We start from the raw sequence: 11,860 nt of genomic DNA on the forward strand, positions 1-11,860 counted from the left end.
TGTTTAAATTCCTAGATTGAACCTTAACCACTGTCTTAAATCACTGAACCATTGGTTTGCAGTGTTTGAATCTGAGGTGATGGAAATGTTTTCAATAGTTGTATCAGTCATGTTAAACTGTTCCATGACACTGTTTTTTGCGTTCGATAAATTTTGTCGAAGTTGATAATATCTTATTCCCTGATTTTCAACCAGGGCCCTAGCTTCACCAGTATAGGGGTTTACATTTCCTTTCCCGACAAGAATCCATATCTGCAACTGGGATTTAGTGGCGTTTTGGAGGTTAGAAGGTTCTGAATTGTCTATTATATGGTTGATTTCAGGTGAAACGATTCCTGAAGGTTTTAATTTCTTGTGAGGGATTGCTTTTTGATTTGGTTCTAGGCAGTAAGCTTGGACAGAATCGTTGCTATTGGGACTTATTTTCTTATTTTCAATTATCACCAGATCTTGTGATTCATCACTGGTGAGTATGGTTCCCTTGTCCACCACCACTGGTTGGCTCCCATTATTTTTCACAATTACGTTGTGTGGAATGCTCCCAGCATAAGTTTTTTGTACAAAGCTGATTTGATTATTGTTATAAGCTTGCTCAAGGTTGATTCCACCACCATAAAGGAAGCTGAGGACTCCGCATCCAAACGAGAAACCAATCAAAACTACAATTAAGGCTATTAATCTTATATTCATGTCCTACCTCCTAGTTATGTGGATAGAATACATATGCATATGATTAGTATGCGAATTTTTCAGAGTATAGTAAAGTATTGTATGAATATATCTATTTTTTCAGACTTTAATTTTTTTAATTAACCTATTATATTTAGATAATTTCCATTATTCCAGAATTTTTAGTTCTAATAAGTTTTGGCAAGAAGAGCAATGGTTTTAGAGGGTGAATTACAATTTATGCATTTTTCATCTTGTGATTCTTGTTGCAAACCCAAAATATCTACTTGGACAAATTCTTCAATCTCCTTACCACAGGATTCATCACCACACCAGTTGAAAGAGATTATTCCCCTATTTTGTATTAATTCTTTGGCTTCTTCTAATGATTTAGCAGGTCGTATGTTTTCATTAAATTTCTGCCATGCTTTATTTTTAAGATTTCCAGTAATATCAGTTAATATTTGGTTTATATCATTTATTATGGTTTCCTCGTGGTAGTCGAGAAATTCTTTCTCCATTGTGTCTCGGCGTAGTGTCACCATTTTATTATTTGCAATATCTCTTGGCCCTATCTCAAGTCGAAGTGGTACGCCCCTCATTTCCCATTCATAGTACTTTTTACCTGCTCGCAAGTCTCTGTCGTCAAAATGTACGCGCATACCATGCTTTTTTAGTTTGTTGGCTAGTTGTCTGCAAAAGTCAATTACTTCTTGGGCTCCTTTTTTGAAGAGTACCGGTACAATAACCACTTGATAGGGGGCAACGCTTGGGGGAAGTATCAAGCCGGATGAATCACCGTGAATTCCAATGATGGATGCAATTACCCTGTCTGATAAGCCATAACATGTCTGATAAACATGTTCATGTTCACCGTCTGCTGTTTCATAGGTTATATCAAATGTTTGGGCGAATGTCTGACCCAGATTGTGCACTGTGCCAATCTGGAGAGTTTTACCATCAGGAAGGATGGTGTCAAAGGCCATAGTATAATCAGCCCCTGGGAATTTATCCCAATCCGGGCGCCGGGTAACAATGTATGGTATTCCTAATTGGTCGAAAAAGCTTTGATAAATTTCAATAGCATCATTCACTTGGTTTTGGGCGCCTTCAGAGTTTACATGAATAGTGTGGGCTTCTTTGAAGGTTGTGATTTCCCTAACTCTTATAAGGGGTCTTGTGTGTTTTGTTTCATAACGGAAGGTGTTTACTACTTGGTAGAATTTCATGGGAAGGTCTGAGTGAGATCTAACCCATAGTTTAAAAATAGGATACATTGCAGTTTCGCTGGTAGGTCTCAATGCCAGTTTTTTATTAAGAGGGGTTAAACCTCCATGTGTTATCCAGTAAACTTCTTCCTCAAAACCTTTAACATGTATAGCCTCCTTAGCCAGTTCATCTTCAGGGATTAGGAGTGGGAAAAGAACTTCCTCATGATCATCGTCTAAGAGTTCTCGGAGTAATTTCAAGGCATACTTTCGTATCTTAAAACCTTGGGGCTGCCAGACATGCATTCCCTTTATGGGATAGCGTGTGTCAATTATCTCTGCTTCTTCAAGGATATTGTGAAACCATTCGCTAAAATTTGACATTTCTTCACCAATAGTAAATTGAATAAATATAACAATATAGCAAATATGAATTATTTCTATTCAGTTTTATTTTTAGACTAATAAGTATAGCTAATATTTGCTAAAATATATTCTTTTCTAGATTGTAAAAAAATCTTAAGAAAAAATTTGATAAATTGTATGGCTGAAAATTAAATCAAAAATTATTTTATCTTTCACCCTAAAGAATATATGGAGATTGAAAAAAGGAGATATTCATGGATTTTAATCGGGTGAAATTACCACGAGAAATACACAGTGGCCCTGGAGTAATAACTGAAACAGGATCCATCTGCAAGGATTTGAAACTAACTGGTAAGTTATTGGTAGCCACTGGCCCCCATACCCTAAAAGTTGCTGGTGAAAAAGTAATAGAAAGCCTTAATGCATATGATTTTGATGCAGATACTGTGATCGTTGAAAAAGCATCCACTGATGCTGTTAGGCAAGTTCAAGATTCTATGGGTAGTGTTGATGCTGTTCTTGGAGTGGGCGGTGGAAAAGTGATTGATGTTGCTAAAATGGCAGCCACCAACTTAGGTGTGCATTCAATAAGCATTCCCACGGCTGCTTCGCATGACGGTATTTCATCCCCACGAGCTTCCATAAAAAACCAGGAAGGAAGTGTTTCTATGGAAGTAGAACCACCGGTAGGGATCATTGCTGACACACAAATCATCAGCCAAGCCCCTTTTCGACTCTTAGCTGCTGGATGCGGAGATATCATATCAAACTACACTGCAATTCTCGACTGGAAACTTGCCCACCGTTTGTTAAACGAAGATTTCAGTGACTCATCAGCTGCATTATCTCTAATTACGGCAGAAACCATGATTAAATCTGCTGGTGACATTAAAGAAGGACTTATTGAGAGTGCAGCCATAGTAGTGAAGGCTCTCATATCCAGTGGAATGGCCATTAGCATTGCTGGTAATAGCAGACCAGCCAGTGGTGCTGAACATAAATTCAGCCACGCACTTGACATTATAGCCCCTGAACCAGCCTTGCATGGAGAACAATGTGGAATAGGGAGTATTATGATGATGTATCTACATGGCGGTGACTGGGAATTCATACGTGACACCCTTAAAACCATCAAAGCTCCGATAAACGCATCTCAACTTGGTATTGATCCACAATATATTATCGAAGCTCTCACCAAATCACACACTATTAGAAAAGAAAGGTACACAATATTAGGTGACAGAGGACTTACCGAAAAAGCCGCTGAAACATTAGCACGTAAGACAAGAGTTATTGATTAATTCCTGTCAATCAATCATATAAATTAATCCGTGGAGTGGATAAAAAATGATAACCCTCATTGGAAACGACTTAGCAAAAAAAGGACTTAAATTCATGCATTATGGGGCTGCCAGCCAGTGCGAAAAGTGTCGCTTTAAGGTAACCTGTATTGATTCCCTAGAAGAAGGAAGAATGTACAAAATCAGAGATGTTAAAAATACCGAACACCCTTGCATGATTCATAATGGGGGTAAAGTGAAAGTTGTGGATGTGGAAAAAGCTATAATAAAAGCTATGATAGACTCCAAACGTGCCTTTGAAGGTTCAAATATTGTTTTCGTACCGCCTGACTGTGATGAAGAGTGTTCCATGAGGGGACTCTGCTTTCCAGAGGGCATTTACCATGAAGACAAATGTAAGATCATAAAAAAAATGGGAAATCCCCAAGAAAAATGTCCTAAAGGATTAAACTTAAGTGTTGTCCTATTAAAACAACAATGAATCTGGTGATTTGTTTATAATTATACCTTCTTTATAATATTTCTAATCTAAATAATGGAGAGTATTCATGCATCCTAAAAAAGAAGTAACATGGGAAGCTTTTCAGTTAGTAGATGATGCAAAAAAGGAAGTTGCCATCAAAGCAGCCATGATGGTGAATGATGGTGATATTTTAGGATTGGGAACTGGCTCTACGGCCCATTACTTTATCCAAAAACTGGGAGACCGAATAAAAAATGAAGAAATAGGGATTATGGGAATACCAACTTCTTATCAGTCTTTTTTCTTGGCTAAAGATTGTGGAATACCCTTAACCACCTTAGATGAACACTTGCCTGATCTGGCAGTGGATGGTGCTGATGAAGTAGACCCTGATTTGAATCTCATCAAGGGTGGTGGTGCAGCTCACACTCTGGAAAAAATTGTGGATTCTGCAGCCAAAAAGTTTCTAGTAATTGTGGATGAATCTAAAAAGGTTCAGAAACTGGGAGATTTCCCAGTGCCCTTGGAAGTTATACCATCAGCATACAGGCCAGTTACCCAACAAGTCAAAAAATTAGGAGGAACACCTTCACTTAGAATGGCAGAGATGAAGGATGGGCCGGTTATTACCGACAACAACAATTTTGTAGTGGATGTTCAGTTTAAAGAAATCCAGGATCCCCAAGAACTGGAAATAGAACTCAACAACATACCCGGTGTGGTAGAAAATGGGATATTCCCAGGTATAGCAGACCAAGTTTTAATTGGCACTGCAAACGGAGTTGAATCTGTAAAAAAATAATAATATTGTGACACAGTGTATAATAAGGTAATATATAAAAATTGATTAAAATTCAATATTATATCCGGAAAATATACTTAAAACCATCAATTATGGCTTTGATTCTTTAAAATAACTTATCATAGCTATTATATATCCTTTCAATATAGTACTTTGATAAATAATCCTAAAACACTGGTGACCAGGTTGGCAACCAATGAAATAATCAAAGCCTTCTTATAATCTATTTCTAGTAATATTTTCAAAAAAATTGATTCACTTAGCCAAACAATAGTTTCAGTTAATAATAGGTTGAAAAACAAATATTGATAGCTTAACGTAGCCAGAGGAAGAGTCACAGAATTGATTAATAAAGACACTGAAAATAATTTAAAGGGTTCTTTTCTTATAAAAAGCCATAAAATAGCAAATTCAATTATTAATGTAAGAATCCAAGGGAATATTATCAAATACATAATTATATAATTTAAATACGATATTATTGAAGTAACCGGTAAAATATATGTGAATGATTGTTAGATTAGATGAATACTTTTAAGGTAGTATTCTGTTTTTATAGGTTTTACATCATTGCTAATAGTACCCATTAAGAGAATTGCAACTAAAAAACATTTACTGGGATTTTCTCCGCAGCACTATAATGAATATTGTTGCCAGTGCCACTATAGGCAATGCAATGAAATATAAATAAAATTCCCATGATGGTCCAGGGGTTGTTGGTTCAGGAATCTGGTTTTGACTCTGGAATGGTTTTTCAACTTTCTGACCATTACTGTAGTTATAGATGATTTTTGTCTTTTTAATATCCAGATTATTATCCTTTATCGAGTTAATTTCCAGCAAAATTAATGCACTTTCCAGAGGATCAGCTACATTTACCGTTCCAAACATACCTTCCAGGGTTAGATTTGATGAAGCTACACGGGTGTTGTTTTTAAGGAAATCTTCTATTTCTGTTTCATCCATTTGATCCATTTTAGCCGAATCAAACACGGTCCGAGGTACTGCATATACTGAACACGTGCTTAATTTGTAAAAACTAAACTCTGATGAGGTTAAGATCTCAGCAGAGGGATTAGGTGTGCCATGCAGAATAAAAACATAATCTGGGTAATCTTGAATATTGGTAATCTGATAACTAAATGGAACATTCTTTTGACCAGGTTCAATAACATCAGCAGTTGCTGTGCCAATTGATCCTAGGATTAGGAGTACAACTAATATTTTGCTGAAATTATGTGACTTCATAGTTTTAAATTATCTCCTATTTAAGATATTTTTTACTATGCCAAACATTATTAATAGTATATCCCTTCAATTTAGGGAAGTTTCCTTTCAATATTGACAAAAAATAATGAATTATTCCTGTAAAATTTCACTTATTTTTAAATTGAATTTTTTAATTTTTGTATTGCTGAGGAAAATATGAATCCAAGGCCTAATACCAAGACAATAGTAGCCCCCGATGCAAGGTTGAATAGGTATGATACGTATAATCCCCCCATAGTGAGTATGACTCCTAAAATCACAGCGAATATCATCATATGCCCGATCTTATAAGTATATTGTTTGGCAATGGCTGCAGGAATGGTTAAAAGAGCTATTACCAGTATGACCCCCACCACTTTTATCAAAACCACCACTGAAAGAGCTACGATTGATAAAAGAAGAAGGTAAATGTATGTTGTGGGCATTCCAATAACTTGGCTGAATTCTTCATCAAAGGATATGCTTTGAAACTCTTTGTAAAAGGATAAAACTGTTACAATAATAATTAGATCCAGAAAAAGCATTATGATAATGTCATTTACTGGCACAGTTAGTATGCTGCCAAATAGATAGCTCATTAGATCTGGAACGTATCCTGGTGTTAAATTAATGAATATGATGCCAATAGCCATTCCCAGACTCCAGAGGATCCCTATAGCTGTGTCTTCACTGATTTTGATTTTTTTACTGGTCATCCCCATGATCAGAGCAGACATTATGCTAAAAGGAATGGCAGCCAGTATGGGGTTGATTCCCAGGAAATATCCCAGACCTATACCTCCAAAGGCAGCGTGAGATATTCCTCCGCTTATGAAGACTATTCTTTTAATAACAACGTATGTACCCACAACACCACAGGCCACACTAACCAGAACTGCGGCTAAAAATGCATTCTGCATGAAAGAGTATTCCAGAATTCCAGTCATTTATCTCAATCTCCCATTCCAACTTTAGATATTAATGGTCTTTCAATACCCGGTGGGGGATTCCATGGCTAAGTAGGTCAATAGGACATTTATACATCTTTTCCAGGGATCTGGCAGCATGTTCAGCAGCTCCATGATAGTAAAGTTTCCGGTTAAGGCAGGCAATGTTCTCCACATGGCTGGAAACTGCACCCACATCATGACTAACCAGCACTATAGCCATCCTTTCCCGTAATTTTGATAGGAGACTGTAAAAGGAATTCTGCATTTCAGGGTCTATGCTGGCCATTGGCTCATCTAATAATAGTAGTTTTGGTTCCCGCACAATAGCACGGGCAATGAAAACCCGTTGCATCTGCCCTCCTGATAGTTGGCCCATCTGACGATCTTTCATATCCAACATACCAACCTCTGCCAGGGCCTCTTTTACCTTTTCATGGTCTAGATCAGAATACTTTTGAAAAAAACCATGGTATCTTCCGAATAAAACTGTATCAAAAACGTTAATAGGAAAATCAGGGTCAAAAGAGACGTGTTGTGGAAGGTATCCTATGGGATTGGATGGCTTTCCAGGACTTTCCCCAAATACCTTCACTGTGCCTTGGTCCACTTTCACTAGTCCCAGTATAACCTTAAGCAGAGTACTTTTACCACCAGCATTAGGACCTATTATGGCTAAAAAATCATTATTTTTAATTATAAGGTCAATGTCATGAAGTATTGGATATTTATTAAATTTTACGCAGACATCTTTAATTTCTACAGCGTTTTTAACCATATTATCACCGGTATCGATCTGCAGTATTAATCAACCATTATCTATGAGTTGGCAAATGATCTGGCCACTTTTTTCATGTTTTCCAAGTAATTATCGCTTAGAGCATCTACAACTATTACTTTCCCACCTATTTCACGGGCAATTACTTGGGCATTGCTGGAACTGAACTGAGGAGTTACAAAGATAACTGTTATGTTGTCTTTTCGGGCTTGATCCACCATGCTAGCTATTGTTTGGGGTGTGGGTTCTTTTCCCTGTGATTCGATTGGTATTTGTATGAGATTATAATCTCGGCAGAAATAGGCCCATGACGGGTGGTAAACCATGATTTTGGTGTGTTTTTTTCCAGATAATGTTTGTTGGATATTTTTATCAAGTTCATCCAATTGTTTGAGATATTCATCCCTATTTTTTTGGTAATAATCTTGTCCTTCAGGATCAACCTCTACCAAGCTGGTATAAATATTTTCTACCATAATTTTAGCATTTTTAGGTGAAACCCAGACATGAGGATCAGTCCTTTTATCTTCCACTGTGTTTGGGAGTAGTTCTATTCTCTGAGAAGTGTTCACTACTTTCATTTCTGGATTAATGCCTTTTAATTTATCCATCCAAGCTAGTTCGAATTCAATACCCGATCCTACTATGTAATAAATTTTTGCATCTTGAACTTGCTTCATCTGGTTTGGTAGCGGCTCGTATGTATGGGGATCAGCACCTTGAGGCACCATAACAGTGACATTCACCCGATCTCCCCCAACTTGTTTTACGAATTCCTCCTGAGGCCCAACTGTCACCACAACCCCGATCTTATCATTGGAATATTGTGATTGCCTGTTCATATCCCTAAAATTTTTGTTGGCAAGAAGCAAACCAGTTAATAAGAGTAAAATTAAAATTAAAGATGCAAATAATATCAATACTACTTTTCTCTCCATTGAAGCACCGCATAAATTTATAATCCTAGAGATAATCTGGCTTTATTAATATTATAAATTTTCTAAAATAAAAATTAACAATGTTTTTTTTAATAAACTTGTTTGATACCGAGATACACCACGCTTGGGTAAAACTCGCTTCTAGTCACTTATAGGAGGGAGTTATTGAGAAAAAAAAGATCACTGCTATGGCTTGATTTATGAAAAAAATTATTGAAATCTTTTAATTTCGGACTGGTTGCCTTATCCACCTTTTAAAAAAAAAAATTAACCTTTTTTATTATTAAACCGATGCCAAGCTAGATATAGGTTTAAATCAATATTTCACCTACTCATTCAGGTAACTATGTCTAATATTTCCTTGAAACTGTTTACTGGAGGATAACAAGTCCCATCACCACAAATATATGCTGTAATCTCGTCATTTATCATTTTTTTATCTTCCATGTGTTCAATTAGTTTTTTTAGATTTTTATCACCAGAATCAAAGACAATTACACAGTTAGGCAAGTATTGTTCTTGAAGTTTTTTTAACATTATACTGGTATCCTCTGCATTTTTATCACCAGTTAAGAGTATGTTAAATGATGGTCCGATCTTGAAGGCTGCTGCAGAAAGGAACATAGTAAATGCCGGTGGAGATGAGTTTATTATTCCTGAGAAATATTTTTCCATGGCAAGAGCTATCTTATGATATTCATTGTTACCAGTTAATGTGTACAGTTTTTGGAGGTTTAACATTTGAACTGAGTTTCCTGACGGTAACGCAGTGTCGTATGCTTCTTTTTGCCTGACCAGAACTTGTGGGACAAAATCGGCTGTGAAATAGAAACCTCCCTCTTTTTTATCCCAGAAATGGTCCATTAGTTTTTGGTTAAAATCAATAGCATTTTTTAGATACTCTGCTTGGAATGTGGTCTGGTACATCTCCAACAACCCCCAAATCAGGAAGGCATAGTCATCAAGATTGCCATTAACCGCTGCCTCTCCATCACGCCAACGATGCATGAGTTGGTCATCAATTTTCAGATGAGATAAAATGAAATTCAGGGTTTTATTAGCGGCCAAAATGTAATCTTTCCTCTTGAAAACCCTTCCAGCTATGGCCAGTGCAGCGATTGTTAAACCATTCCAGTCAGTGAGTATTTTATCATCCTTATGGGGGTGAACACGATCCTGTCGTGCGGCGAATAATTTTTCCCTAGCACTCTCCATTTTCCACCAGAGTTCTTCGGATGTTTTTTCCAATTGGTTTGAAAGATCTTTCAAACTATTTGTCTGATATAATACATTTTTACCTGTTTTAAAACCAGTGGCTTCTTCTTTGAAGTTTCCTTCCTTATTTACATTGTAAACTTGGCTGAATAGTTCTCCATCTTCTGGTCCCAGTAATTTTTTAATCTCATGGGCAGTCCATAGGTAGAATTTTCCTTCCTCACCTTCACTGTCAGCATCTTCTGCTGAGTAAAAACCGTCTGATGATGATTGCATGTCTCTCATCAGATATTCCAGAACTTCCTGGGCAGTTTCTCTGTATCGTTTATTTCCAGTGGCTTGGTATGCTTCGGTGTATACAATAACCAGTAGTGCTTGGTCGTATAACATCTTCTCAAAATGGGGTTGAATCCATTGCCGGTCCACACTGTAGCGATGAAAACCAAATCCCACATGATCATAGATTCCACCATATGCCATGGCATCTAGGGTTTTCTCCACCATGCTGAGTGCATTGACATCATCCTTCATTTTCCAGTATCGCAGTAAAAATAATAAATGATGTGGTGTGGGGAACTTCTGATAATCTCCGAAACCACCATATTCATCATCGAAGTTCTCTTTTAGTGATTTATAAGCCTTGTTAAGGATGTTTTCTTCTAATTCCTGTCCTGACTTAATTTTGGATAGTTGTTGTAGTGAATAAGTCAATTCTTCTGCAGATTTTTGGAGATCTTGTTTACGATTATTCCACAAGTCATTAACATTTAATATAAGATCTTTGAGTCCGGCACCTCGGCTTCCACTTTCTTTAGGGAAATAGGTTCCAGCAAAGAATGGTTTAAGATCAGGAGTCATGATTATAGTCAATGGCCAGCCCCCTGTACCAGTTATCATTTGGCATGCTGCCATGTAGACACTGTCAATGTCAGGGCGTTCCTCCCGGTCAACTTTTACTGATACGAATACTTTATTCATGATTTTGCCTATTTCTGGGTCTTGAAAAGATTCACGTGCCATGACATGGCACCAGTGACATGTGGAGTAACCTATAGATAGGAATATAGGTTTATCTTCTTTTTTGGCTTTTTGAAATGCTTCATCACCCCAAGGATACCAGTCAACAGGGTTATCTGCATGTTGGAGTAAATAAGGACTTTTTTCATCTTTGAGGTGGTTCTGGTTCAGGGTAGGGGAGGATGTTTTGTTGGACATTATATCACATTGGATTACATAGACTAATTTATTCAGCAAGTTAGCATTTTATTATCCATTTAATACATGAAATGGAACTTTTGGCCTATTTCTTCAATTTACAAGTTTTTCGTTTAATAAAAATAAAATCAAAAAAAATGGGTTAATTAATCTGGCTGTTCACGGTCACATAGGAGGATGTCTCCCACTCCCACGTTCTCAGATTCAACTTCATTGATTAAAATCACCATTGCCGAAACTGGTAATCCAATTATTTTACTGGCTGTTTTGGCAAATGAGTTTACAAGTTCTCTTTTCTGCTCCTTACTCATTTTCGGACCATCAATTGTTATAACTGGCATCTTTTTTCACCTCCAATAATATATTATTAGGTCAAGGTATTTGATAAAATATTTTAAAATAAGATTATTTTTTTTTGGACATACTTTTTTTTAAAAGATTTTTGGAGAAATTTTTTTTCAATATAAATCAAGAATTAATATCAAATTATTGTGATTAATCATGAATTTAATATTAGCAATGGAAAATCTATCGAAATGCACTGATCTACACCTTTTAGTATACATCTAACAGGAAATATTAACTGTTTTCTATGATTTTTAAAAAATATTTCTATGAACCCATTTTAGATATGAATAATTGTGCTAATTTCAAATGATTATTTTCGAAAATAAATCTAGCTTTGTACTAGTGATATAACAAAAAGATAT

At 36.4% G+C, this 11,860-nt stretch carries 11 protein-coding genes; 3 read left to right on the forward strand and 8 right to left on the reverse strand.

Annotated features, from left to right (window positions below):
• Positions 1-3 precede the first annotated feature (3 nt).
• Positions 4-690 carry a hypothetical protein gene (locus GXZ72_04230; GenBank protein ID HHT18747.1) on the reverse strand — a complete coding sequence of 229 codons (687 nt, stop codon included), beginning with the start codon at positions 688-690 and terminating at the stop codon, positions 4-6.
• A gap of 167 nt (positions 691-857) precedes the next feature.
• Positions 858-2,261: a proline--tRNA ligase gene (gene proS / locus GXZ72_04235; protein HHT18748.1), complete on the reverse strand. Its 1,404-nt coding sequence runs from the start codon at positions 2,259-2,261 to the stop codon at positions 858-860.
• Positions 2,262-2,497: 236 nt separating this feature from the next.
• On the opposite strand from proS, the gene GXZ72_04240 reads away from it, so the two are divergent.
• The 3 genes from GXZ72_04240 (at position 2,498) to rpiA (ending at position 4,809) form a co-directional block, all read left to right on the forward strand.
• Positions 2,498-3,544: an NAD(P)-dependent glycerol-1-phosphate dehydrogenase gene (locus GXZ72_04240; protein ID HHT18749.1), complete on the forward strand. Its 1,047-nt coding sequence runs from the start codon at positions 2,498-2,500 to the stop codon at positions 3,542-3,544.
• A 46-nt stretch (positions 3,545-3,590) separates the two neighbouring features.
• On the forward strand, positions 3,591-4,025 hold the full coding sequence (locus GXZ72_04245) for a UPF0179 family protein (protein HHT18750.1): 435 nt from the start codon (positions 3,591-3,593) through the stop codon (positions 4,023-4,025).
• A 67-nt stretch (positions 4,026-4,092) separates the two neighbouring features.
• Positions 4,093-4,809, forward strand: a complete 717-nt coding sequence (rpiA, locus tag GXZ72_04250) for a ribose-5-phosphate isomerase RpiA (GenBank protein ID HHT18751.1) — start codon at positions 4,093-4,095, stop codon at positions 4,807-4,809.
• Positions 4,810-5,421: 612 nt separating this feature from the next.
• On the opposite strand, the gene GXZ72_04255 is transcribed toward rpiA, so the two are convergent.
• The 6 genes from GXZ72_04255 to GXZ72_04280 form a co-directional block, all read right to left on the reverse strand.
• Positions 5,422-6,057: a hypothetical protein gene (locus GXZ72_04255; GenBank protein HHT18752.1), complete on the reverse strand. Its 636-nt coding sequence runs from the start codon at positions 6,055-6,057 to the stop codon at positions 5,422-5,424.
• 137 nt (positions 6,058-6,194) lie between these two features.
• Positions 6,195-7,004, reverse strand: coding sequence for a metal ABC transporter permease (locus GXZ72_04260; GenBank protein ID HHT18753.1), 810 nt, complete (start codon positions 7,002-7,004; stop codon positions 6,195-6,197).
• Between the two features lie 31 nt (positions 7,005-7,035).
• On the reverse strand, positions 7,036-7,782 hold the full coding sequence (locus GXZ72_04265) for an ABC transporter ATP-binding protein (GenBank protein ID HHT18754.1): 747 nt from the start codon (positions 7,780-7,782) through the stop codon (positions 7,036-7,038).
• Positions 7,783-7,823: 41 nt separating this feature from the next.
• Positions 7,824-8,720, reverse strand: a complete 897-nt coding sequence (locus tag GXZ72_04270; GenBank protein ID HHT18755.1) for a zinc ABC transporter solute-binding protein — start codon at positions 8,718-8,720, stop codon at positions 7,824-7,826.
• Between the two features lie 336 nt (positions 8,721-9,056).
• The gene (locus GXZ72_04275; GenBank protein HHT18756.1) at positions 9,057-11,150 is read right to left on the reverse strand and encodes a thioredoxin domain-containing protein; all 2,094 of its coding nucleotides are present in this window, start codon (positions 11,148-11,150) and stop codon (positions 9,057-9,059) included.
• Positions 11,151-11,296: 146 nt separating this feature from the next.
• On the reverse strand, positions 11,297-11,491 hold the full coding sequence (locus GXZ72_04280; protein ID HHT18757.1) for a 4-oxalocrotonate tautomerase: 195 nt from the start codon (positions 11,489-11,491) through the stop codon (positions 11,297-11,299).
• Between the last annotated feature and the right edge of the window lie 369 nt (positions 11,492-11,860).

The sequence above is a fragment of the Methanobacterium sp. genome (assembly GCA_012838205.1).
Taxonomy (GTDB): Archaea; Methanobacteriota; Methanobacteria; order Methanobacteriales; family Methanobacteriaceae; genus Methanobacterium.

Excerpts from the sequence above, each read along its gene's own strand:
- GXZ72_04265 (HHT18754.1), bottom strand. The coding sequence starts at position 7,782 with ATGGTTAAAAACGCTGTAGAAATTAAAGATGTCTGCGTAAAATTTAAT.
- GXZ72_04230 (HHT18747.1), bottom strand. The coding sequence starts at position 690 with ATGAATATAAGATTAATAGCCTTAATTGTAGTTTTGATTGGTTTCTCG.
- GXZ72_04245 (HHT18750.1), top strand. The coding sequence starts at position 3,591 with ATGATAACCCTCATTGGAAACGACTTAGCAAAAAAAGGACTTAAATTC.
- GXZ72_04270 (HHT18755.1), bottom strand. The coding sequence starts at position 8,720 with ATGGAGAGAAAAGTAGTATTGATATTATTTGCATCTTTAATTTTAATT.
- GXZ72_04260 (HHT18753.1), bottom strand. The coding sequence starts at position 7,004 with ATGACTGGAATTCTGGAATACTCTTTCATGCAGAATGCATTTTTAGCC.
- GXZ72_04240 (HHT18749.1), top strand. The coding sequence starts at position 2,498 with ATGGATTTTAATCGGGTGAAATTACCACGAGAAATACACAGTGGCCCT.
- GXZ72_04255 (HHT18752.1), bottom strand. The coding sequence starts at position 6,057 with ATGAAGTCACATAATTTCAGCAAAATATTAGTTGTACTCCTAATCCTA.
- proS (HHT18748.1), bottom strand. The coding sequence starts at position 2,261 with ATGTCAAATTTTAGCGAATGGTTTCACAATATCCTTGAAGAAGCAGAG.
- GXZ72_04275 (HHT18756.1), bottom strand. The coding sequence starts at position 11,150 with ATGTCCAACAAAACATCCTCCCCTACCCTGAACCAGAACCACCTCAAA.
- GXZ72_04280 (HHT18757.1), bottom strand. The coding sequence starts at position 11,491 with ATGCCAGTTATAACAATTGATGGTCCGAAAATGAGTAAGGAGCAGAAA.
- rpiA (HHT18751.1), top strand. The coding sequence starts at position 4,093 with ATGCATCCTAAAAAAGAAGTAACATGGGAAGCTTTTCAGTTAGTAGAT.